27 protein-coding genes and 1 pseudogene are annotated in these 22,524 nt (G+C 49.2%); 16 read left to right on the top strand and 12 right to left on the bottom strand.

Going from position 1 to position 22,524, the window contains the following annotated elements; all coding sequences use genetic code 11:
* From V7D78_RS10050 to V7D78_RS10070, 5 genes are all read left to right on the top strand, one after another.
* Positions 1–1,142 (top strand): Calx-beta domain-containing protein (locus tag V7D78_RS10050; RefSeq protein WP_333608317.1); only part of this gene is annotated, 1,142 nt, incomplete at its 5' end.
* Positions 1,139–1,777, top strand: a complete 639-nt coding sequence (locus V7D78_RS10055; protein ID WP_333608318.1) for an HD domain-containing protein — start codon at positions 1,139–1,141, stop codon at positions 1,775–1,777. The genes V7D78_RS10050 and V7D78_RS10055, both read left to right, overlap by 4 nt.
* Positions 1,778–2,068: 291 nt before the next feature.
* Positions 2,069–2,917, top strand: coding sequence for a hypothetical protein (locus tag V7D78_RS10060; protein ID WP_333608319.1), 849 nt, complete (start codon positions 2,069–2,071; stop codon positions 2,915–2,917).
* A gap of 31 nt (positions 2,918–2,948) precedes the next feature.
* Positions 2,949–3,392 carry a pilin gene (locus tag V7D78_RS10065; RefSeq protein WP_442886523.1) on the top strand — a complete coding sequence of 148 codons (444 nt, stop codon included), beginning with the start codon at positions 2,949–2,951 and terminating at the stop codon, positions 3,390–3,392.
* Between the two features lie 209 nt (positions 3,393–3,601).
* Positions 3,602–4,180, top strand: coding sequence for a metal-dependent hydrolase (locus tag V7D78_RS10070; protein ID WP_333608320.1), 579 nt, complete (start codon positions 3,602–3,604; stop codon positions 4,178–4,180).
* A gap of 221 nt (positions 4,181–4,401) precedes the next feature.
* Here V7D78_RS10070 and V7D78_RS10075 read toward each other — a convergent pair whose 3' ends face one another.
* Entirely contained in the window at positions 4,402–5,142 is a 741-nt protein-coding gene (locus V7D78_RS10075; protein WP_333608321.1) for a ferredoxin--NADP reductase, read from the bottom strand.
* A 201-nt stretch (positions 5,143–5,343) separates the two neighbouring features.
* Between V7D78_RS10075 and V7D78_RS10080 the strand changes: the two genes are divergently transcribed.
* The 6 genes from V7D78_RS10080 to V7D78_RS10105 are packed head-to-tail and all read left to right on the top strand — an operon-like array spanning position 5,344 to position 8,546.
* Positions 5,344–5,880: a phosphatase PAP2 family protein gene (locus V7D78_RS10080; RefSeq protein WP_333608322.1), complete on the top strand. Its 537-nt coding sequence runs from the start codon at positions 5,344–5,346 to the stop codon at positions 5,878–5,880.
* Between the two features lie 10 nt (positions 5,881–5,890).
* Positions 5,891–6,970: an MJ1255/VC2487 family glycosyltransferase gene (locus V7D78_RS10085; protein WP_333608323.1), complete on the top strand. Its 1,080-nt coding sequence runs from the start codon at positions 5,891–5,893 to the stop codon at positions 6,968–6,970.
* Between the two features lie 54 nt (positions 6,971–7,024).
* Positions 7,025–7,531, top strand: coding sequence for a SixA phosphatase family protein (locus V7D78_RS10090; RefSeq protein ID WP_333608324.1), 507 nt, complete (start codon positions 7,025–7,027; stop codon positions 7,529–7,531).
* Positions 7,532–7,564: 33 nt separating this feature from the next.
* Positions 7,565–7,960, top strand: a complete 396-nt coding sequence (locus V7D78_RS10095) for a gamma-glutamylcyclotransferase family protein (RefSeq protein ID WP_333608325.1) — start codon at positions 7,565–7,567, stop codon at positions 7,958–7,960.
* A 38-nt stretch (positions 7,961–7,998) separates the two neighbouring features.
* The gene (locus tag V7D78_RS10100; protein ID WP_333608326.1) at positions 7,999–8,256 is read left to right on the top strand and encodes a type II toxin-antitoxin system Phd/YefM family antitoxin; all 258 of its coding nucleotides are present in this window, start codon (positions 7,999–8,001) and stop codon (positions 8,254–8,256) included.
* A complete protein-coding gene (locus V7D78_RS10105; protein ID WP_333608327.1) occupies positions 8,244–8,546 on the top strand; it encodes a type II toxin-antitoxin system RelE/ParE family toxin in 303 nt (100 codons plus the stop codon). The genes V7D78_RS10100 and V7D78_RS10105 overlap by 13 nt, the downstream gene beginning before the upstream one ends.
* A 109-nt stretch (positions 8,547–8,655) precedes the next feature.
* Here V7D78_RS10105 and purH read toward each other — a convergent pair whose 3' ends face one another.
* From purH to V7D78_RS10145, 8 genes are all read right to left on the bottom strand, one after another.
* Entirely contained in the window at positions 8,656–10,242 is a 1,587-nt protein-coding gene (gene purH, locus V7D78_RS10110) for a bifunctional phosphoribosylaminoimidazolecarboxamide formyltransferase/IMP cyclohydrolase (protein WP_333608328.1), read from the bottom strand.
* 95 nt (positions 10,243–10,337) lie between these two features.
* Positions 10,338–10,628 (bottom strand): DNA-binding transcriptional regulator Fis, encoded by a 291-nt coding sequence (gene fis, locus V7D78_RS10115; protein WP_092789540.1) that lies wholly within the window; start codon positions 10,626–10,628, stop codon positions 10,338–10,340.
* A gap of 17 nt (positions 10,629–10,645) precedes the next feature.
* Positions 10,646–11,620 carry a tRNA dihydrouridine synthase DusB gene (dusB, locus tag V7D78_RS10120; protein ID WP_442886524.1) on the bottom strand — a complete coding sequence of 325 codons (975 nt, stop codon included), beginning with the start codon at positions 11,618–11,620 and terminating at the stop codon, positions 10,646–10,648.
* 223 nt (positions 11,621–11,843) lie between these two features.
* The gene (prmA, locus tag V7D78_RS10125; protein ID WP_333608330.1) at positions 11,844–12,728 is read right to left on the bottom strand and encodes a 50S ribosomal protein L11 methyltransferase; all 885 of its coding nucleotides are present in this window, start codon (positions 12,726–12,728) and stop codon (positions 11,844–11,846) included.
* A 76-nt stretch (positions 12,729–12,804) separates the two neighbouring features.
* The gene (gene accC / locus V7D78_RS10130) at positions 12,805–14,148 is read right to left on the bottom strand and encodes an acetyl-CoA carboxylase biotin carboxylase subunit (protein WP_333608331.1); all 1,344 of its coding nucleotides are present in this window, start codon (positions 14,146–14,148) and stop codon (positions 12,805–12,807) included.
* A 16-nt stretch (positions 14,149–14,164) separates the two neighbouring features.
* Positions 14,165–14,617: an acetyl-CoA carboxylase biotin carboxyl carrier protein gene (accB, locus tag V7D78_RS10135; RefSeq protein WP_333608332.1), complete on the bottom strand. Its 453-nt coding sequence runs from the start codon at positions 14,615–14,617 to the stop codon at positions 14,165–14,167.
* Between the two features lie 18 nt (positions 14,618–14,635).
* A complete protein-coding gene (gene aroQ / locus V7D78_RS10140) occupies positions 14,636–15,091 on the bottom strand; it encodes a type II 3-dehydroquinate dehydratase (RefSeq protein WP_333608333.1) in 456 nt (151 codons plus the stop codon).
* Between the two features lie 332 nt (positions 15,092–15,423).
* Complete coding sequence (locus V7D78_RS10145; protein ID WP_333608334.1) at positions 15,424–17,232, bottom strand: protein-disulfide reductase DsbD; 1,809 nt, start codon at positions 17,230–17,232, stop codon at positions 15,424–15,426.
* A gap of 111 nt (positions 17,233–17,343) precedes the next feature.
* Here V7D78_RS10145 and V7D78_RS10150 point away from each other — a divergent pair, with 111 nt between their 5' ends.
* From V7D78_RS10150 to groL, 3 genes are read left to right on the top strand one after another with little or no spacing between them, the layout of a single operon-like run.
* A complete protein-coding gene (locus tag V7D78_RS10150; RefSeq protein ID WP_333608335.1) occupies positions 17,344–17,565 on the top strand; it encodes a hypothetical protein in 222 nt (73 codons plus the stop codon).
* Positions 17,543–17,833 (top strand): co-chaperone GroES, encoded by a 291-nt coding sequence (locus V7D78_RS10155; RefSeq protein WP_333608336.1) that lies wholly within the window; start codon positions 17,543–17,545, stop codon positions 17,831–17,833. The genes V7D78_RS10150 and V7D78_RS10155 overlap by 23 nt, the downstream gene beginning before the upstream one ends.
* 48 nt (positions 17,834–17,881) lie before the next feature.
* On the top strand, positions 17,882–19,519 hold the full coding sequence (gene groL / locus V7D78_RS10160; RefSeq protein ID WP_333608337.1) for a chaperonin GroEL: 1,638 nt from the start codon (positions 17,882–17,884) through the stop codon (positions 19,517–19,519).
* A gap of 121 nt (positions 19,520–19,640) precedes the next feature.
* On the opposite strand, the pseudogene V7D78_RS10165 reads toward groL, so the two are convergent.
* Positions 19,641–20,304, bottom strand: a pseudogene (locus V7D78_RS10165) (alternative oxidase).
* Between the two features lie 345 nt (positions 20,305–20,649).
* Between V7D78_RS10165 and V7D78_RS10170 the strand changes: the two are divergent.
* Entirely contained in the window at positions 20,650–21,183 is a 534-nt protein-coding gene (locus tag V7D78_RS10170) for a DUF3016 domain-containing protein (RefSeq protein ID WP_333608338.1), read from the top strand.
* On the opposite strand, the gene V7D78_RS10175 is transcribed toward V7D78_RS10170, so the two are convergent.
* The gene (locus tag V7D78_RS10175) at positions 21,170–21,481 is read right to left on the bottom strand and encodes a prephenate dehydrogenase (RefSeq protein WP_333608339.1); all 312 of its coding nucleotides are present in this window, start codon (positions 21,479–21,481) and stop codon (positions 21,170–21,172) included. The two genes, V7D78_RS10170 and V7D78_RS10175, sit on opposite strands and share 14 nt — an antisense overlap.
* Before the next feature lie 146 nt (positions 21,482–21,627).
* On the opposite strand from V7D78_RS10175, the gene V7D78_RS10180 reads away from it, so the two are divergent.
* A complete protein-coding gene (locus V7D78_RS10180; protein ID WP_333608340.1) occupies positions 21,628–22,020 on the top strand; it encodes a MerC domain-containing protein in 393 nt (130 codons plus the stop codon).
* Positions 22,021–22,119: 99 nt separating this feature from the next.
* Here V7D78_RS10180 and V7D78_RS10185 read toward each other — a convergent pair whose 3' ends face one another.
* A complete protein-coding gene (locus V7D78_RS10185) occupies positions 22,120–22,389 on the bottom strand; it encodes a hypothetical protein (RefSeq protein WP_333608341.1) in 270 nt (89 codons plus the stop codon).
* Positions 22,390–22,524 lie beyond the last annotated feature (135 nt).

Consider the following 22,524-nt stretch of genomic DNA (forward strand, 5'->3'; position numbering starts at 1 on the left):
TGGTTATTGGCAGCGATATCAACAGTGGTTTATATGTGCTGCGTGATCAAACCAGCAACCCTGTTGCAGGCAGCCTGGCTTTTAGTAGTGCAGGGCAGCAGGTGCAAGCGGGTGAGCAGGTGCAGATAGCCGTGCAACGCTTGGCTGGCTCAGCGGCGGTCAGTGTTGGTTATGAGATTATCGGCATCAGAGCCGAGCCGGGGCTGGATTATCAGGTGCAGCGCGGCCGCTTACATTGGGCTGAGAATGATAGTAGCCCTAAAACCATTACCCTTACTACGCTGGACCGCGGGTTAGAAGCGAAGCGGGAGCTGTATGTGCGGCTGTATCACCCACAGCAGGGCGCAACCCTAAGTAGCCCGTCATATTTTCGGTTGCAGTTCGGTGAAGACCCTGCCACGCCCGGCGTAGTGAGTTTTGTCAGCGATGAGCTATCGGTGGTCGAAGCCGATACCAATGTGACCATACCATTACGCCGGCTCGGTGGCAGCGATGGCGCCCTGACAGTGGGTTATCTGCTAGAAGGCGGCACGGCGACTATCGGAGAAGACCTGGCGGCCGCAAGTGGTGAATTAAGCTGGGCGGATGGCGATAGCAGTGAGCGCCAGATAGTACTGCAGATTTTTGCTGATGATTTGCCTGAGGCAGATGAAACCGCCGTGCTTCGCTTAATCAGTATCGCAGGTAGTGAGCTTGGCGAATTCAGCGAGTTAACCCTGACCATACTGGATACCGATTCCAACACGCCGCCCAGTATCAATTTGGGTGAAAACCGCCAGGTGAATGCCAGGCAAACGGTAACCATCACTGCGCAGGTTAGCGATCAAGAGGGCGATGCCATCAGCTATGCCTGGCAACAAGTCAGCGGCCCGGCCGTGAGCCTGCAAAATACCAATAGCCCCAGTGTCAGCTTTGTCGCACCGAACAGCAGCAGCCAGCTGGTGCTGAGCCTGACGGCCACTGATGCACGGGGCGCCGCTAGCAGTGCCAGTATCAGCATCAATGTGATTGCCACGCCGCCGGTTGATAACAGCAGCAGTTCATCTGGCGGTTCAACTCTACCTTTGATGGTATTGTGCCTGAGTGCGCTATGGGGGTTAAGGCGTAGCCTCGTCACGCCACACCAGGACAGCGCCTGTTGATCACCGCAGCCTTAGAGCAGCGCATGCTGGATTTTGTGTGCCAGCATATGCAGCAAGATGTGGCACATGACCGGCAGCATGTGCTTCGGGTGGTGAAGCTGGCAAAGCGGCTCTGTGCTGAGGAAGGCGCGCAGCTGCAAATTGTACTGCCCGCGGCCTATTTGCATGACTGCTTTTCTTATGCCAAAGATCATCCCGATCGCGGCAACAGCTCTCGGCTGGCGGCGGATAAAGCGCTACAGTTTTTATCCGGGCTTCATTACCCAGCTGAATACTTTGAGGCGATTCATCACGCTATTGTCGCCCATAGTTACAGTGCTAAGGTGGCGCCAGAAACTCTTGAAGCTAAAATTGTGCAGGATGCCGACAGGTTAGATGCCATAGGCGCCATCGGCATTGCCCGCTGTATGCAAGTCAGTGCCAGCCTGGGCCGGCCGCTTTACGCTGAGCATGACCCTTTTTGCGTCAGCAGAGCTATAGATGATGGCGCCTACACGCTTGATCACTTTTATAAAAAGTTATTGCTGTTAGCCAAGCAAATGCATACGGCTAGCGCCAAAGCGGAAGCCGGGCAACGCACGCAATTTATGCAGCAGTATTTGTTGCAGCTGGGGCGAGAAATTAATCCGGCTTAGGTGAGCCTGTTCCGTCACGATTCTTAACATGGCATCTACTCATAAACCGTTGTAAATAATCCCATTAGTATGTAATGTCATTAGCATCAAATTTACAAAGGCGGAGGGTTCCGGGGTTAAATACGGATTGTTTCGCCCAAAAAGAGTTAGGTCCCACGATTGACATCCAATGATTTCAAAGCGCAATCGAAGCGACTGAGGTATTAGTGTTGGACTTGCCGCTTCTGTGCGGTTGCAAGTCCGCCCCAAAGCCGGGCGCATTTCTACAGAACATAAGGGAGAATTCATCTAATGACTTGGGAAAGGTTTGGTTACATCTGCCGAAAAGTAAGCGCTGGGATCGGAGAGCATGAAACTGTCTCCGATTGTATAGCCAGAGTTGAAAAAGAGCAGTCAAGTGCACTCTACGGTAAGCCAATTGGTAGCTCATCAATTCAGAGAAAAATATTAGAGCAAATAGGTTCTTTCGAGAATAAGGATAAAGCTCTTTCTGCCCTTAACCTTTATCAAGGACTAAAACTTTCCGAAAATTTCGAAGAGCCAATGCGATTTAAACGAGTGGTGGCTTATCTAAGCTATGTAACATTTATTTTTTATATCGTAGTAGGGATTTATCAATTAAAAGTGGCCCCTACCTTCTTAGGTGCTTTGGAAGATCTTAATCTTTCTATGCCTAGCTATCTGGGTTGGTACCAAGACTATTGGTGGTACTTTGTTTTAGCTGTAACAATACTGCTTATTTCTTCATTGCTAATAGGTCATAACCTAAGAAAAATATTTAGATTTGTTCTTGGTATTGAAAACAGTGTGGTGCTTAAATATTTGGCCTTCAAGGGTATTCGCCAGTCCTATATCAAGGTTATAGATATTCTACAGTTTCCAATTGAGCTTTCGAGCGATAAAAATAGCAAGACCCCGTCTAAGCTAGTCGAACATCTTCATGATGTGCAGGTTTCAAATATGTCCGTCGCGGTTGAAATGCAGGAGCTGCTTCGAATTGAAATGCGCTTGCTCCTTGAGCGGTGTGAGCAACAAATGAAGTACATCTCAATGTTGGTCGCATTTGTGGTCGTTTGGGCAATCTTCTTTTTCTTGGCAAGTGCGTATTCACCAATATTTGTTCTAGGAGAAGTAATATGAAAAAATCAAGGGATTTACATTAATTGAGTTAATGGTGGTGGTTGCCATTATAGGAATACTTGCTTCGGTGGCTCTGCCCGCATATCAGGTATACGTGCAAAGAAGTGAGGTGGTCGAAGCCCTTAGTATGGCAGGCACCATCCGAGAAAATGTCACAAACTACTACGTAGAAACGCTTGAATTCCCAACTAACAATGAGGCTGCTGGTGTACCTGAAGCAAAATATCTGATAGGAAACAGGATTACAAGTGTCGTTGTTGAATCTGGAGCTATTCACGTAACAATGGGAAATAAGGCTTCTGCTCCGCTTCAGGGGAAGGTGCTGACGTTTAGACCTGCAACTGTAATAGGTAGCCCGAAAAGTCCGATTGCTTGGCTCTGTGGTTATGATGAACCGGTGAATGGTATGCAAGCTATTGGCAGTAATAAAACAAATTTAGAAAAAGAGTTTTTACCGGCTGCCTGTCGAGGTTAAATGACGCTAACAAGCTTATTTGATGGCGATTAAACCAGGCTTCGTTGTGAGGTGACGCAGAATATTGAACAGCCTCTGGAAAAAGCAGAATATCAATAAAAAAACTTAATAATCAGCTGTTGTCGGCAATGCGAGGCTGGAATGGCCTTTTCGCCGCGGCGCGGCTATAAGTCCGACCGAAAGCCGGGCGTTATAACCATTGAGGTAATATGGCACCAGGCTCCCATTTTCTGATGAGCTGGATCTTGGCTCAAACTGGCAGGCGTTTTCAGCGAAGGGAAAGAACCATTGTGACCTTAGCTGGCGTTAGCCCTGATATTGATGGACTGGTCCTGTTTTTAGACGGATCGGTGTCAATGTCAGGGATCACGTCAGAGTTCTATGTCAGATACCATCATGTTCTCGCGCACAATCTGGCTTTCGCCCTCCTCGCCGTGGCTGCGGGACTGCTGTTTGCGCGAGCAGGTACCAAATGGCTGACTGCTATGCTGGCCTTTCTGGCGGTTCACTTGCACATCTTTGCAGACGTCATAGGGTCTAAAGGAGCCGATGGCTACCAATGGCCGATCAACTACCTGTATCCGTTTAGCAACCAACTCATGCTGACTTGGCCTGGCCAGTGGCAGTTAAACGCCTGGCCCAATATGGTGATATTCAGTACTTTGATGTTAGCCGCTATCTGGATCACCCGCTACAGTGGCTCGTCTCCTTTAGAGGTAATTTCCGTTCGGCTGGACAAGGAGGCACATGCAATGGTTAAAAGGTATCTGATACGTGAGAAGCAGTGATAATCAGGTGCTGCACACGAAGTTATAAGCGACGCGCTACGCGCAATGCTTCTGGCTGTTCGGCGAGAGTTAGGGCGACCGGTCAAGATAGTTGACGCCGAACATGCAGCAGTATTTGTTGCAGCTGGGGCGCGAAATTAATCCGGCATAGAGTGCTAATTCAGATGATTTTGCGGAATTTGAGGCTGCGCTAATACTGCAACGATAAAGATAAAATAGCCTTACCAATATTGCTCAACTGTAATATTGCCTGGGGTGCGGCGCAGGTTTTTAGTGAGCCCCATACTTTCCAGTAAGGCTTTGGTGTCGGTAATCATTTGCGGATTACCGCACAGCATCACCTGCGATTTGGTATTTAAGGGTTGGCCGCAGGCCTGAAACAACAGGCCGTTTTGAATAAGCACCGGTATGCGTTGGTGCAGGGTTTGCGGATCAGGCTGGCGGGTGACCACCGGTACATAATGCAGCTGGCCAGGATAGCGTTGTTGCCAGCGGCTAATCCAGTCTTGATAAACCAGTTCATCGACTTTTCGGACCGAGTGCACCAACACGATTTGCGCAAAACGCTGATAGGGCGTTTCTGTAGCTAACATCGACAAAAATGGCCCTATGCCGGTACCACTGGCCATCAGCCACAAGTTATCACCTGCGGGCACTTCATCCAGGATAAAAAAACCGCTGGCCGGTTGGCTGACTTCAACCATATCACCTGGTTGCAGCAGTTGTAACAGGGGCGACAGCTTGCCCTCGGCCACGGTGCTGACTAAAAACGCCTGCTGGGCGTTGCCCGGGGCGTTCACCAGCGAATAGGCGCGCTGAATGCGGCCAGCCTCAGTACTCAGGCCAAGGCGCACAAACTGGCCGGCGATAAAAGGGAAGGGGCCAGTGTCAACGCTAAGGCTAAATAAATGATTGGTCCAATGGGTGTTAGCACTAACCGTGCCCTTAAGCCAGGTGGCCATCAATCAGCTCCAAAGTCATTTTTATTTCAGCATAGCTTAATCCTGCGTGAAATGTAGCCTCATATCAAGGTGTGTCTAAGCACCAACATTGCCCAAATCGGCGCTTTTAATAATTCTGTCATCTTTGTCCGGTAGCGTTAGCCCCATAGCAAGCTGTAAATGTGTTAGCAACAAGGCTTTAAGCCCTCACAGGAGCACGTTATGCCAGGCATACACCCTGTTACCCGAATCGATTTGGCCTTCTCGTTGTTTTGTTTGCGCCATCGGTTTAACCAGCAAGTCGCCAGTGTCAGTAAGCTGGTGTCACGTAGTGGCGATGGCCCTTTATATGCCGGCATTTTGTTGTTTTGTTGGTATTTAGGTGGCGATACCGGCCAGGCGTTGCTCTATGCCGCTCTGGTTGCCTTTGCCATAGAGTTGCCGGTGTATTGGCTAACTAAAAACAGTTTTCGCCGGCGACGGCCCCATGAAATCTCTACGTTACTGACCAATTTTATCACCCCCTCAGATCGCTACAGTTTGCCTTCAGGCCATACCGCGGCGGCATTTTTGATGGCGACTATCCTGGCGGCGTTCTTTCCGGAGTGGATCTGGTGGTGCTATGGTTGGGCTGCTTTGGTGGGCATGTCACGTATTTTACTGGGTGTGCACTTTTTAACAGACATAGTGATAGGCGCCTTGTTAGGCAGTGCCTGTGCTTACTATGGCCTGCATTTGATGTCAGGAGCTATGGCGTGAGAAACAAAGCATGAAAATTTTGTACGGTGTGCAAGGCACCGGTAATGGCCATATTGGCCGTGCCAGAGTTATGGCACAGGCGTTTAGCCGGGCCGGAGCCAAGGTCGATTTTTTATTGTCAGGCCGTGCCAAAGATCAGTATTTCTCGATGGAAGCCTTCGGTGATTATCAAACACGCCGTGGCCTGACATTTCATACCCAGCAGGGCAAGGTCAGCCAGTGGCAAACGCTCAGGCAAAACAACAGCCTGCAGCTGTGGCAAGATATCAAACAACTGGACCTGTCAGGGTATGATGTGTTGTTAAATGATTTTGAGCCAGTGACCGCCTGGGCCGCCCGTCGTCAGGGCTTAATGTCAATTGGCATCAGCCATCAGAATGCCTTTCGTTATGCGGTGCCAAAAATCCAATGCAACTGGCTGGATGAAAAAATCATGCAGTATTTTGCGCCAACGCAGCAACACATTGGTTTGCACTGGCATCATTATCAGCAGCCGATATTGCCGCCAATTGTTGCGGTAAATGATAAAGCACATTATCAAACATCAGCCATGCCGGCCAACGCCAGCCATTATCTGGTGTACTTGCCGTTTGAAAGCCTGGAAGACATCAGGGCGTTATTATCGCAAGCACCAGCGCAGTCGTTTATTTGTTATCACCCGCAGGTGCAGCAAGCGCATCAGCTGGATAATATGCAGTTCCAGCCGCTATCTTTTAAGGCGTTTCAGGCGGATTTACACAGCTGCAGCGGTGTGGTGGCAAACGGCGGTTTTGAGTTACCGTCCGAGGCGATGACCATGGGTAAAAAGCTATTATTAAAACCGTTGCAAGGCCAGTTTGAGCAGCACAGTAATGTCACCACTTTACTGCAATTGGGGCTGGCCAGTGAAATGCGTCAGCTGGATGGCGCTAAACTGACTGCCTGGCTGGCACAGCCGGCGGCTGAAAAGGTGCACTTTCCAGATGTGGCTGGTGCGCTGGTAGACTGGGTATTAAGCGGCAACTGGCAAGATAGCCGCTCGCTAACACAGTTAAGGGAGCAACTCTGGCAGCAGGTTCGCTACCCGGCTTATGCCACCTTGCCGGTTTAACATCAGCTTGACCCTATCACGCTTAGCGCCGACACTAACTTACAGATTAACTAAGTGGCAATTATCTTAATGAACCAATATTTGTATTTTTTGCGACATGCCACAGCCGAGGTGATCAGGCCAAATCAGCTGGATATTGACCGCTGCCTGATAGAAAAAGGCCGGCTGCAAGCCAGGCGGGTGGCGCAATTTATGCTGCGTCATCAGATAGCGCCGCTAAGGGTATTTAGTAGCCCTTATCCAAGGGCAATGCAAACGGCGGCGATCCTGTGTAAAGAGGCACAGCTGCCCAGTGCTATCGAGCAAGATTGGCTGGCACTGGGCACCGACACTGAACTTGCACAACAGCAATTAACACCGCTGCTGGCCGAGCCGACCTTAGTTCAACAGCATACGCTATTCATTGGGCATGAACCTGATTTTTCACAGCTGATCAGCGCCTTGCTGGGGCTCTCAAGCCCGCAGCTCAACATTAAAAAAGCCTCACTGACGTGCCTTGCCTATTGTTATTCCAACAATAGCTTCGAGCTACAATGGTCAATACCCGCGAAATTTATGTAGAATTAACGGCTATTGCTTTAACTGGTGTTGCTGATGCCCGAATTGTTATTTGTCTACGGTACCTTACGTGCTGCGGCAGGCCACAGCCGCCACCAGTTGCTGCAGCAATACGCCAGCTTTATCGCAGAGGGCCGCTTTCAGGCAAAGCTATATGTTGTTGATGATTACCCCGGAGCGGTGGCCAGTGACGATGCTCGCTGGCAGGTAAGCGGCGAAGTCTATCAACTGCTGCAACCAGAGCGAGTGTTAGCTGAATTGGACCAATACGAGCAATGCGGTCCCGGCTTTGTCAGTCCCACCGAATACCTGAGGCTTAAACAACAGATCACCCTTGATACTGGCGATAGGGTGAGCGCCTGGGTTTATGTTTACAACCACCCCACGGATAAACTGCAGCAGCTAATGACTGGCGATTTTTTTAGAAAGTAATACAATAGTATCACTTTGCAACGGGATCTCAGTAGCATATGAAAGTTGAATTGGTAACAACCTTAAAGCGTCAGGCCACAAAAATTCTTGCTGATCTGCACCAGACAAAAGAGCCTGTGTTGATTACTGAACATGGCAAGCCATCAGCTTATCTGGTGGATGTCGAGGATTATCAGTTTATGCAAAACCGGCTGGCGATGTTAGAAGGCATTGCTCGCGGTGAGCAAGCGTTGACAGCAGGTGAGGTGCTGAGTCATGACAGCGCTAAAATGCGTATGGCGAAATGGCTGAAATAATCTGGACGGAGCCTGCATTACAGGATTTAACTGCTATTGCCGATTATATTGCTCTGGACAATGTTGTGGCAGCTAAGCAATTGGTGCAAAAGATCTTTACTACAGTAGAGCAACTGGCAAGTTTTCCACAGTCGGGTCGGTTGCCACCAGAGCTAGATGATTTGGCGTATCGGGAGTTGGTTATCTCCCCATGCAGAGTGCTTTATAAGCAAAGTGCAGATCAGGTGATTATCTTATTTGTGATGCGCCAGGTGCGCGATTTGCGGAATTTTTTGATTAGTAAACAATAAGCCCATTCAGGCAAGGTTTGCTGATAAATGGGCTTCGGCTTTAATGCCGGTCAGCTAACCTGACCGGCATTACCGCAAAGCGGCCTTTTTTAAATTAATGTGTTAGCTGTTAATGTCTAAAGTGGCGAACGCCGGTAAACACCATGGCCATGCCGTGCTCGTCGGCGGCGGCAATCACCTCAGCGTCACGCATTGAGCCACCGGGCTGGATCACCGCGGTAATGCCGGCAGCAGCAGCGGCGTCGATACCGTCGCGAAACGGGAAAAACGCATCTGAGGCCATTACTGAGCCTTTCACTTCCAGGTTTTCATCAGCGGCCTTAATACCGGCGATTTTCGCGCTGTACACGCGGCTCATCTGGCCTGCACCGACGCCAATGGTCATGCTGTCTTTGACATAGACAATGGCGTTAGATTTAACAAACTTAGCCACCTTCCAGCAGAACAATAAGTCTTTTAACTCTTGCTCAGTGGGCTGACGTTTGGTCACCACCTTTAAATCTGCAGCAGTGACTTTAGCCTGATCACGATCTTGCAGCAGCATGCCACCGTTCACCTGCTTGATATCCAGCGCATTGGCTGCCTGACTAAAGTCACCACATACCAATAAACGCACATTTGGCTTGCTACCTACTACCGCAACCGCTGCAGCTGATGCTGAAGGCGCAATAATCACTTCGACAAACTGCCGGCTGACAATCTCTTGTGCCGTGGTGTCATCTAACTCACGGTTAAAGGCGATAATGCCACCAAAAGCCGAGGTAGGGTCTGTTTTATAGGCGCGGTTATAGGCATCCAGAATTGAATCGCCAATAGCGACACCGCAGGGGTTAGCATGTTTAACGATGACACAGGCCGGTTCGGCAAACTCTTTTACGCATTCTAACGCGGCATCGGTATCGGCGATATTATTGTACGATAACGCCTTGCCTTGCAGCTGGGTCGCCGTAGATACAGAGGCTTCAGTGGCGCCATCCTGCACATAAAAGGCCGCACTCTGGTGGCTGTTTTCGCCATAGCGTAAGTCTTGTTTTTTCACAAACTGGCTATTGAAGGTGCGCGGAAATTTGCTGGCAGGCTCGGTTGGTGTGCTATAGGCCGGTAACATGGCGCCAAAGTAGTTGGCTATCATGCCATCGTACTGAGCAGTATGTTCAAAGGCGCTGATAGCCAGGCTAAAACGGGTCGCCTGGGTGGTGGCACCGCCATTGGCCTGCATTTCAGCCAGTACCGCAGCGTAGTCACTGGCATTGACGACAATGGTCACATCTCGATGATTTTTTGCCGCTGCGCGCACCATAGTCGGGCCGCCGATATCAATATTTTCTACCGCATCTTCCAGTGTACAACCGGGCTTGGCCACAGTGCTGGCAAACGGATACAGATTCACTACCACCAGATCGATAGGGCCAATGTTGTTGTCAGCCATCACGCCTTCATCGACACCGCGGCGGGCTAAAATGCCGCCATGAATTTTCGGGTGCAGGGTTTTGACCCGGCCGTCCATAATTTCCGGGTGGCCGGTGTAGTCAGACACTTCGGTGACCTTAATGCCTTGCTCGGCCAGTAATTTGGCGGTGCCACCAGTAGATAAAATATCTACCTGCAGCGCAGCCAGGGCGCGGGCAAATTCAACGATACCGGTTTTATCAGACACACTTAACAGTGCGCGGCGAATGGGGCCTAGTGTTGTCATGCTTAAACTCTCTTGTCACGTGCAGAAATCAAATAGAAACCAATAAAAAAGCACCCGAAGGTGCTTAGTGGCGGGGCCGGAGCCCCGCGGTGGCATTAACTCATGCCGTACTGTTTCAGCTTCTTACGCAAGGTACCGCGGTTGATACCCATCAGGTTAGCTGCCCGGGTTTGGTTGCCGCGGGTATATTTCATCACTTCTTCCAGTAAAGGACGCTCTAATTCAGATAATACCAGTTCATATAAATCGTTAACGTCCTGACCGTTTAACTGTTGCAGATAGTTAGCTACGGCTTTTTGCGCAGCTGTACTTAAAGCTTGTGGCTTTTCCTGCGTTTGGACATGGGCGTTAGTAATAAATGGCGAAGTAACGTTCGAATTAAACATTGCTTTTCTCTTTTACGTTAGGTTGCTGCTAGTTGATGAAAATAGTCATTTAAGGCAGAAAGTTGCTGCTGTGCGCACTCAATGCCATTGAATTCACTACGAAACGCACCGGGCGCGTCGTGCCCGGCTAAATACCAGCCCACATGCTTGCGGGCAATACGGGAACCGGCATGCTCACCATAAAGTTGGTGTAAACCCTGCACATGTTCCAGCATGATCTGACGCACCTCGGTAATACCGGGAGGCGCCAGAGTGTCGCCAGTGGCCAGATAATGCACCACTTCACGGAAAATCCATGGTCTACCCTGAGCTGCGCGGCCAATCATAATGGCATCAGCACCAGTGTAATCCAGTACAAAGCGTGCTTTTTCGCCACTGCTGATGTCGCCATTGGCAATCACCGGAATAGCCACACTCTGTTTAATGGCGCGGATGGTGTCATATTCCGCTTCACCTTTGTACATGCAGGCACGTGTCCTGCCGTGTACTGCCAGCGCCTGTATGCCGTTATCTTGCGCAATACGGGCTATCTGTACGCCGTTTTTGTGCTCTGGGTCCCAGCCGGTACGGATTTTTAAGGTAACAGGCACCTTAACCGCATCGACTACCGCGCGCACTATGTCCTGCACTAAATCCGGGTATTGCAATAACGCCGAACCTGCCAGTTTTTTATTCACCTTTTTCGCCGGACAACCCATGTTGATATCGATAATATCGGCACCAATCTCAACATTATATTGTGCAGCGTCAGCCATTTGCTGTGGATCCGCGCCGGCAATTTGTACCGAACGAATACCGGATTCCTGCCGGTGGCCCATGCGGTTTTGTGATTTTTCACTTTGCCACACCAGTGGGTTGCTTGACAGCATCTCTGACACAGCTAAAGCGGCCCCAAAGCGCCGGCATAGCTCACGAAAAGTGTGATCTGTCACGCCAGCCATCGGAGCACAAATTACCTTGTTCGCTAACTGATATGGACCTATGCGCACCACTGAATCCGAGGCTCTACCCTTAAGGGGCGCTAAGTTTACGGATTTTTGCCGACAAAGCAAAGGTTATTATTTAATCAAATCAGGTTTTTTTTTGCCGTTTCAGGGATTGACATTCGCTAAAAGGCTGAAAAGACGTGTTTTCTCTTGCAAGTAGTACCGCCATTGCTGGCGGTGCAAAAAAGATAATTGTGCTGTTGCTGCTTTTGCGACCAGCTAAAAAAGCTTAGTGTTGATGTTTGCGCGCGCTAAGCCGCACCCATTCTTCCTGCTCTACTACGGCATCAAAGCTGAATTCATGCTGATAAGCATTTATCACACTTTGTGCCTGACTCTGTAAAATGCCTGACAGAGCCAATAAGCCGCCGGGCTTCACATAAGCACTGATAATCTGCTGTAATTCGGCCAGCGGCCCGGCCAGAATATTGGCCACCACCACATCGGCCTGTAAGCGCGGCTGATCTTTGGGCAGGTAGAGTTCTATCTGCTCACTGACACCATTACGTTTAGCATTAGCCAGGCTGGCTTCTATCGCCTGGGGATCTATATCCACGCCGATAACGCGTTTGGCGCCCAGTTTTAATGCCGCTATGCCTAAAATGCCGGAGCCGCAGCCAAAATCGACCACAGTTTGCTCTGACTGAATAGTCGCATCCAGCCATTGCATACAAAGTGCCGTAGTCGGGTGAGTCCCAGTACCAAAGGCCAGACCCGGGTCAAGCATCACATTAACGGCGGTAGGGTCGGGAATGTCGCGCCAGCTGGGGCATACCCAAAGACGCTGGCCAAATTTAATCGGATGAAAGTTATCCATCCATTCCCGCTCCCAGTCTTTATCTTCCAGTTGCTCCAGCTTGTAGTTAAGGCCCTCTTTAAATAAAGCCACCTGTTGTAACTGGCTAATCACCTTATCCATCGGGTGCTCAGCGTCAAACAGGCCAACGACTACCGTTTGTGTCCAGTAAATCACTTCACCGGGCAGTGGCTCGTATATAGGGGTGTCTTGCGCATCCAGAAAGCTGACCGCCTGAGCGCCCCAGCTACTGAGCATATCGCTAACTTGCTCGGCATGTTTTTCGGAGGTGGTGATTTTTAGTTGAAGCCAGGGCATGAACGGTCTCTTTGCCAGAATTTTTGCCGATTATAACAAAAAAGGCCGCAAGCGCGGCCTTAGTTTTTCGCTGAGCTTATTTTAAGCCCAGTTTATGTTCCAGATAGTGGATGTTAGTACCACCGGCACAAAAGCCTTTATCGCGCATGATATCGCGGTGCAGCGGGATATTGGTTTTAATCCCTTCTACCAGCAATTCGTCCAGCGCATTGCGCATACGGGCGATAGCGATCTCACGGCTTTCACCGTAAGTGATCAGCTTACCGACCATCGAATCATAGTTTGGTGGGACGGTGTAATCGGCATAAATGTGAGAGTCCCAGCGTACGCCATTACCACCGGCCGGATGAAAGCGGGTGATTTTGCCCGGTGAAGGCATAAAGGTTACCGGATCTTCAGCATTGATGCGACACTCTACTGCATGGCCGCGGATCACGATATCTTCTTGCGTTAAGGTCAGTGGCATGCCAGAGGCAATGCGCAGCTGCTCTTTAATCAAGTCAACGCCGCTAATCATTTCGGTTACCGGGTGCTCTACCTGAATACGGGTATTCATTTCGATAAAGAAAAACTCGCCGTTTTCAAACAGGAATTCAAAGGTACCGGCACCTCGGTAATTCATGACTTTACAGGCATCAACACAACGGCCGCCGATAAAGGCGCGCAGTTCAGGGGTAATACCCGGTGCCGGCGCTTCTTCTACCACTTTCTGGTGACGACGCTGCATAGAGCAGTCGCGCTCACCTAAGTGAATGGCATTGCCTTGGCCATCCGCTAACACCTGAATTTCGATATGACGCGGGTTTTCCAGGAATTTTTCCATGTAAACCATATCATTACCAAAAGCAGCTTTCGCTTCGGCCTTGGTCATCTCTATCGAGCTGACCAGCTCTGATTCACTGCGCACCACGCGCATACCCCGGCCACCGCCGCCGCCGGCGGCTTTGACGATAATAGGGTAGCCAATGCGTTTAGCGATGGTCATGTTCAGCTCGGCATCATCACCCACGGCACCATCAGAGCCAGGTACACAAGGCACGCCGGCTTTTTTCATCGCTTCGATAGCCGACACCTTGTCACCCATTAAGCGAATAGATTCAGGGTGTGGGCCGATAAACACCAGGCCACTGTCTTCGACTTGCTGCGCAAAGTCGGCGCGCTCGGCTAAAAAGCCGTAGCCAGGGTGAATGGCCTGGGCATTGGTCACTTCAGCGGCAGCAATCAGCGCCGGGATATTCAGATAACTTTGTGGTGAGGGCGCCGGGCCAATACACAGGGTTTCGTCGGCCAGCAGCACATGTTTTAAATTGCGATCAACGGTGGAGTGCACCGCCACCGTCTTAATACCCAGCTCTTTGCACGCACGCAAAATGCGCAGTGCAATTTCGCCGCGGTTGGCTATCAGGACTTTTTCTAGCATCAGTCAGCCTTTTGCGTTATTCGATAATAAATAAAGGTTGGTCGAATTCGACCGGCTCGCCATTTTCTACCAGAATTTCTTTGACCACACCGGCCTTATCAGACTGGATTTGGTTCATCATTTTCATGGCTTCAACTATGCACAAAGTGTCGCCTACTTTCACATTCTGGCCTACTTCAACAAAGTTCTTCGAGGTAGGAGACGCAGCACGGTAGAAAGAGCCGACCATAGGGGACTTCACGGTGTGGCCGGTGGCGACAGGGGCGGCTGCCGGTGCAGCAGGCGCTGCTGCCGGAGCAGGGGCTTGCTGTTGCATTGGCGCGGCATAATGCATAGGTTGCGGCGCATATTGTGGTGCTGGCGCATTACGGCTGATGCGTACCGACTCTTCACCTTCGGTGATTTCTAGTTCCGAAATGCCTGATTCTTCCAGCAATTCGATCAATTTTTTAATTTTTCTAATATCCATGTCTTTGGCCTGATTGAGTTAAGGTTGTTTTGATTGTAAGTAAGACACTGCCGCATCCAGCGCGTAGCTGTAGCCCTTTGCGCCAAGGCCGCAAATTACGCCTTTGGCAATGTCTGCTAAATAAGAGTGACGACGGAATGGCTCCCGTGCATGCACATTCGATATATGCACTTCAATAAAGGGTATGGCCACCGCCAGCAGTGCATCACGCAGCGCTATGCTGGTGTGGGTAAAGGCGCCAGGATTAAAAATGATAAAATCCTGTTTGGTCATACTTTGCTGAATGGCGTTAATCAGCTCATGTTCAGCATTAGTTTGCAGCGCAGTCAGTTCAACACCCAAGGTAGCGGCTTGCTCGGTTAAACGCCCGACGATCTGTGCCAAGGTATCGCTGCCATACACCGCGGGTTCACGGCTGCCCAGCATATTCAGATTAGGGCCGTTTAGCAGTAATATTCGGTATCGTGAAGCCATTTGTCTGCTTTTCCTGCGAAATTAAGTCTATTGTCGAACAGTGTTTCAGCATCTTACGAGAGCAGCGATAAAAAAGCACCTGTTAGCTGAGCAGCAGGATGTAATTTTACCCTTTGCCAACTGTTTAGCGCCTTATTATAGTGAAATCGTAACAGATGGCAGCAAAATACTGGTCTTATCAGCCAGAGTTGGCGGCTGATTTGCTGTAAAATCAGCCAATATTAGGGGCTAATGGCAGGCAATGACTGGCGCCAGCCCGCTTAGCATCTCAATTGCCGCTAATGCGGCAACCCTGAGTACTATGGTTAAACGGGCCAGCTGTTTAATGGCGGTTATTCAGCTGGCTGGCGAAGTAATTGCTGTAAATGGCCGGCAAAGGGCGCGGCGTTCATAAAACCGGTCACCCGGCTTTGGGTCAGTTCGCTGCCATCAGGGGCAAAAAACAACAGGGTAGGTAAGCCCAGCACCTGATACTTATCCAGTAGCGCCTGATGTTGCCTGCTCATGCGAGTTACATCATATTTAATCAACCGCATTTGTGAGGTCAGTACCTGCACTTCCGGGTGTGGGAAGGTTTTTTGTTCAAACTCTTTACAGGCGACACACCAATCGGCATACAAATCCAGCATGGCAAACTGGCCGGCCTGTGCGGCTAACTGCAATTGGGTAGTTAACTCTTCAGTGCTACTGACCTCGATAAACCCCAAGGCATTGACATTATCAGCCACCACAACGCTAGTGCTGCTAGTGGCTGCCGGACGCCAGTAGTCAATGTTCAGCCAGAGTACCGATAACAGTAGCAGTTGCGCGCTAAGTGCGACACTGGCTTTGGCATTGATGCTCTGTAACTGGAACAACAACCGGTACAGGTAAAACACCAGCGCCAGCGTCAGCAGGCTACCCAGCAGCAGGATGATCCAGAAGTCCAGCATCCGCTCTAATAAGATCAGCGGCACCGCTAACAGTAAAAAGCCAAAAATAGTTTTAATGGCATACATCCATTGGCCGGCTTTGGGTAATAACTTACCGCCCGAGGTGCCGAGTAAAATCAGCGGTAGGCCCATACCTAAACTTAAAATGTATAAGGTGAGGGCGCCATGTAGTAAATCGCCGCTTTGTGCCACATATAATAAGGCGGCCGACAACGGTGCTGTGGTGCAGGGCGAGGCAATTAAACCGGATAAAGCACCCATAACAAAGGCGCCTTTTAAGGAACCCCCTTGCTGTTTGTTACTAATGGCCGCCACTTTGGCCTGCCAGCGGCTGGGTAGCTGAAAATTAAAACCACCAAACATCGCCAGCGCCAGTACCACAAACAAGACACTGGCAACAATCAATACGGCCGGGTGCTGCATCCAGGCCTGAAACTTCACACCCAGGCTGGCCACCACCAGCCCCAGGGCAGAATAGGTCAGCGCCATGCCCTGCACATAAGAAAACGACAGACCAAAAGCCCGCTTAGAAGATAACGCCTTGCCCTGACCGACAATAATGCTGCTTAAAATAGGGTACATAGGAAACACGCACGGGGTAAAGGCCAGCCCCAAGCCGAGCAGGAAGAATAAGCCCAGCGTGGCTAAGGTTGAACCTTCGCTGAGCCTGGCGGTTAAACCGATTTGAGACGATACCGGGGCAGCGTTTTGTGCATCAGTGGCATCAGCACTGTCATTAAAACTGCCGGCAGCCACTTGCTGCAGCGGAATTTCTTTGGTGGTGGGCGGGTAACAGAGGCCTGCTTCAGCACAGCCCATGTATTGCACTCTGAAAATAGCGTCTTCGTCGATATCGTTCAGCGGTATGCGTAAAATTAACTGATGAAAATACACCTGGGTCACGCCAAAGAATTCATCTTCAATTTGCATACTGGCCGGGTAGCTGGGGTGCGAAAAACTGACACCTATACCGCCAAGTTTGAACTTATCACGGTACATGTAATAGCCATCGGCAATGCTCCAGCTGATAATCAGCTCGTTATCCTGCTGGCGATAATCCATGACAAAGGCCTGGTCGACCGGCAAAAATTCATCCTGGCCCTGTAATAAGTTGGCCAACAGATTATTGGCCGGGGTGGTGGCAGCTAAAAGCGGCGTAGCCAGCAGATTAAGGCTTAGCAATGCAATGAAAAATATCTTCTTAAACATGGGGTTGAGTAACCTCTTTTATCCAGTTAGCGCATCTTGCAGCAGGTGCATCAGCGATGAGCGCAATGACAATATAATGATACAGGCCCAGTGTACGGGGGTGCTGTGCAAATGGCTTGTCATATTGCGGCAAAATGCCTTGCCAATGCTTTAGTTTGCCATGGCACAGTGATTGTACGGCAAAAAGCAGCAGAAAAAATGCAGAATTTTTTAAGGCTGACCCTTGAGTTTTTTATCGCCTCGCCCCATATACCGAACACACAATTTAACACCCTTGTTAAAACACAAAACGCTTTAGGAGATAGAGCACATGAATATTCGTCCATTACATGATCGTGTCATCATCAAACGCTTAGACGCTGAAAGCAAATCAGCCGGTGGCATCGTGTTAACCGGTGCTTCTGCTGAAAAATCTACTCGCGGCGAAGTGGTAGCTGTTGGCAATGGTCGTATTTTAGATAATGGTGATATCAAGCCGTTAGACGTAAAAGTTGGCGACAAAGTACTGTTTGGTGCCTACGTAGAGCGCACCGAGAAAGTAGATGGCCAGGAATATGTGATCACTAAAGAAGACAACATCTTAGGTGTGATCTTAGATTAATTCCGGCTATTTCGATTTAACGATTAACTGCATTGAAGGATTTTAAACATGGCTGCAAAAGACGTACGTTTTGGCGATGAAGCTCGCAACAAGATGCTTAAAGGCGTAAACATTCTGGCAAACGCTGTACGCGTAACCTTAGGCCCGAAAGGCCGTAACGTGATTTTAGACAAATCATTTGGCTCACCGGTGATCACTAAAGATGGCGTGTCTGTCGCCAAAGAAATTGAGCTGGAAGACAAGTTTGAAAACATGGGCGCGCAGATGGTCAAAGAGGTTGCCTCTAAAGCCAATGACGAAGCCGGTGATGGTACTACTACCGCCACAGTATTAGCGCAAAACATCATCAACGAAGGTGTTAAAGCGGTAGCTGCCGGCATGAATCCAATGGATTTAAAGCGCGGTATCGATAAAGCTGTCGTTGCTGCGGTGGCTGAGTTAAAAACCCTGTCACAGCCTTGTGCTGACAGCAAAGCTATTGCCCAGGTAGGCACTATCTCTGCTAACTCAGATGATGAGATTGGCCAGATTATTGCCAGTGCAATGGACAAAGTAGGTAAAGAAGGCGTTATCACTGTTGAAGAAGGCCAGGGTTTAGCTAACGAGCTGGACGTGGTTGAAGGTATGCAGTTTGACCGTGGTTACCTGTCTCCTTACTTTATCAATAATCAGGAAGCGGGCCAGGTGGAACTGGACAGCCCGTTCATTCTGACGGTTGATAAGAAAATCTCTAATATCCGTGAATTATTACCGGTATTAGAAGGTGTGGCCAAATCAGGCAAGCCGTTATTAATTATTGCTGAAGATGTCGAAGGCGAAGCCTTAGCCACTCTGGTAGTAAACAACATGCGTGGTATCGTGAAAATTTCTGCGGTTAAAGCCCCAGGTTTTGGCGATCGTCGTAAAGCCATGCTGCAAGATATCGCGACCTTAACCGGTGGTACTGTGATTTCAGAAGAAATCGGTATGGAGCTGGAAAAAGCCACTCTGGAAGATTTAGGTACTGCTAAGCGTATTGTTATCACCAAAGATAACACCACCATCATTGATGGTGCCGGTGAGCAAGGTGCTATTGATGGCCGCGTCAAGCAAATCCGTCAGCAAATCGAAGAAGCCACCTCTGACTATGATAAAGAAAAACTGCAAGAGCGCCTGGCAAAATTAGCTGGCGGTGTGGCGGTGATCAAAGTTGGCGCTGCTACAGAAATGGAAATGAAAGAGAAGAAAGCCCGGGTGGAAGATGCATTGCATGCTACCCGTGCTGCAGTGGAAGAAGGTGTAGTACCTGGCGGCGGTGTAGCTCTGGTGCGCGTTGCGGCTAAATTGTCTGAGCTGCGCGGCATTAACGAAGATCAGAACCACGGTATTAAAATTGCCCTGCGCGCAATGGAAGCACCACTGCGTCAAATCGTTGCTAACGCCGGTGATGAGCCATCAGTAGTGGTTAATCAGGTAAAAGCAGGTAGCGGTAACTATGGTTACAACGCGGCCACCAGTGAATACGGCGATATGCTGGAAATGGGTATCTTAGACCCAACTAAAGTAACCCGTTCAGCGCTGCAGTTTGCCGCCTCAGTAGGTTCATTAATGATTACCACTGAAGCTATGGTGACTGAAGTGCCTAAGCAAGATGGCCCGGCCATGCCTGATATGGGCGGCATGGGTGGTATGGGCGGCATGATGTAAGCTGCCTGTAGCCTATAAACGGTACAGCAAAAAGGGTAATGCTAACGCATTACCCTTTTTTTTATAGTTCATAGCGAGCCTGTTATTTAGCATGCTATTTAAGCAAAAATACGTTTACTGCTTATTCGGCGGCCAGTTGGTTAGCAAAATCGTGGTTAACATCACGGTGGCCGGCTTCATCTGCCCGCACAACGATTAATACTTCCCGTAAGCGGGCATCGGCCGGCAGTTGCCAGTAGTCTATTGCCACTTGCGGCGCGGCAATATTGTCAATGGCACCATGATCTACCTCTTGCAAATAACAGCTATAACTGTACACCGCCTCTTCTTCAAAATACCCTACCAGCCGGTGGGCGGTTTTCGCCGAGAGGATATACAGTAATAAAAAGCCGCTGAAAAACAGGCCCTGGGCAAGCAAGATTAATAAACGTTCAAACCAGTTAGGTTTTGCGATTTCGATGAAAGTCATCAAATGCATACGCTCATTTTTTGGCCTCATCCAGCAGAATGCGGATCCAGCCGTGGTCATCTTCCATTCTGCGCAAACTGCGCATATGCCGTAGCATGCCGGCTACCATGCCGGCAACCATGCCGGGGACGCCGGCAACGGTCTCTAAAATAACGGCACGATGACCATAGCGTTTGGCAAAAAAAGTATCAGCGCAAAAACGCAGCATTTTGGTCAGACGAAAGGCAATTCGATCAGACAGATTGCTGGGAGTATGATGTGAAGCAAGCGGATCATCAGTGGTGTCTGGCGCTTCAGGCTCGACGGGTACAGACATGGGAAACTCCCTGTTATTCGGAATGGGTACAGTATGATGCAGCCAAGCTTAACAGGGGCTGAGTCGCTGTGCGGTATTCTGCGTACTGAACTGCGAAGTGAACTCAGTACTAAAGGTGCTGACTACATTTCTATACAAATTTACAGAGATTAACGGCCGGAGTTTGCACTATGATGAATCACAGAGGCTGGTTATTGAGGTCCGTTTCCGATAAACCCGGCTAGAATAAGCATGATGTTCAGCGAGGATAAACCTTGCGTAGACTATACTAGTGGTAAAGGTAAGATACAGTTGGTAAAGGTAAGATACCATGTCACTGTACCAATGATGAGTAAGGAGTGCAAAATGCGTCATAGTTTATTGGCTGTCACCCTGTTAGCCCTGAGTTGCAGTGCAACAGCTGCGGCTAAGCTGGAACTGGCTTTCAGCGAACCTGAAAAATATACCGATATTCGCTCTGCGACTGAATCTAAAGCTCGTTTTCAGCAAAGGGTGCTAAATCGTTTTGAGCAGTTTTTTACTGAACTGGCCAATCAGATGCCTGAGGGCTACCAGTGGCAGGTTACGGTAACCGATATCGATCTGGCTGGTGATGTAGACTACTTTGCCGGTGGTGCAGGTCAGGCAATGCGAATTGTCAAAGACATACACTCTCCGGCTATCCGTTTTAGCCATCAGCTGCGAGATCAATATGGTGAAGAAGTGTTAAGCGCTGACGAACGGTTGCGTGATATGGGGTTTATGCATCGTCTGAGCAGTACCGGAATACGGCCTGAATTCGAATTTGAGCAAAAAATGTTAGAGGACTGGTTTAGTAAAACAGTGCAGGTACAACTCGATGCACATGCCAGTCTGGCGCCCAAAGTCAGCCAACCTTAAGTGCCGCTTTAAATTCTGCCAACGTGAGGTGCAACAGTTTCAATTGTTGTACCACCCGTTGCAGGGTTGCGGTATTAAATTGCTGGCTGTGACGAATGGCAGCAATTTGCTCAGCGGTTTCAGCTAAATAGGGCATAAAACGGTTACTTTGAACCTGAAAGCCTGCTTCAGCTGGAAAAACATATTGGTGCTTACCTTTTCCCTGCTGCTTTAAATCATCCAGTACGGCATCAGCGTCCAGTGCTTTACGATACAACTCTTTTAAGTTTTCATCTAATTGTGTTAGTAAGTGTTCCATATCCGACTCTTTTATCAATCTTGCCTGTTATTATGCCATAGCTGCGTGTTAGCTGGCAGCGCCAGAGCTAAATTCTTGCAAGCTTGTTCACTTTAAGCTGGCATTGTTATATTATATCGTACCTTTTTATTCAGGCGGGTATTGTTGTGATCGCTCATATGCGCAATGTGTTAGATAAAGTCGGGATAGCCATAACCTCATTGTGTGCTATCCATTGCATTATGCTGCCTGTTCTGCTGCCAGTCATACCTCTGTTGGGTGTGACCTTTCTGGCCGATGAAGCCTTTGAAAAATCCGTGCTGCTGTTAACCATGGTATTAGGCTTTATTGCGTTATTTTCTGGTTTTCACCGTTATCATCGAAAGCTCTACCCCTTTTACTCGCTGTTTTTAGGAGGCCTCATTTATTGGCACAAAGATATTTTAGGACATCATTGGGAGCCGGTAGTGTTGACGATGGGGGCCGCCTTTGTGGTGTTAGCACATATTCTGAACATGCGTTTGTGCAATCAATGCAGCAGTTGTGATGACGAACACTAATGCCTGAGTTTCATTAATAAAAAACCGGTGTTAGCACCGGTTTTTTATTAAGCAAATTGTGACGATATTCTCAATACTGCACAGACTAAGACTGAACAGTTAGTTGGTCGGGCCTGTCATGCCACTGCGCTGCATACGTAATAATTCTTCTTGCGCCTCAGCCCGCGCTTTGCTGTCTTGTTCTACACTACGACAGGTTCGCTTTCCTATGCGTGAGCCTGTAGAATTTTCGGTACGGCAAACGTGAGTTACTTGTCCTTTGTCATCGACAACGTTCTGGTTACCTGCAACACTTTGGCTGTTATCTGTAGATGCACAGCCAGTAATGAGCAGAGCTACAGTGGCGGCAGTAATAATGGTTAACTTCATGTTGTTTACTTCCTTACATTAATAAAATTATTCAGCATTACAATACCCTAAGTTAGAGACAGAAAACACAGCAGAATCAAATAAATTACAATTGCTTACAATTTAAGCGAAAGTTGCAGGTGAAGTGCTGTATGA

The organism is Arsukibacterium sp., assembly GCF_036735525.1.
Lineage (GTDB): Bacteria > Pseudomonadota > Gammaproteobacteria > Enterobacterales > Alteromonadaceae > Alishewanella.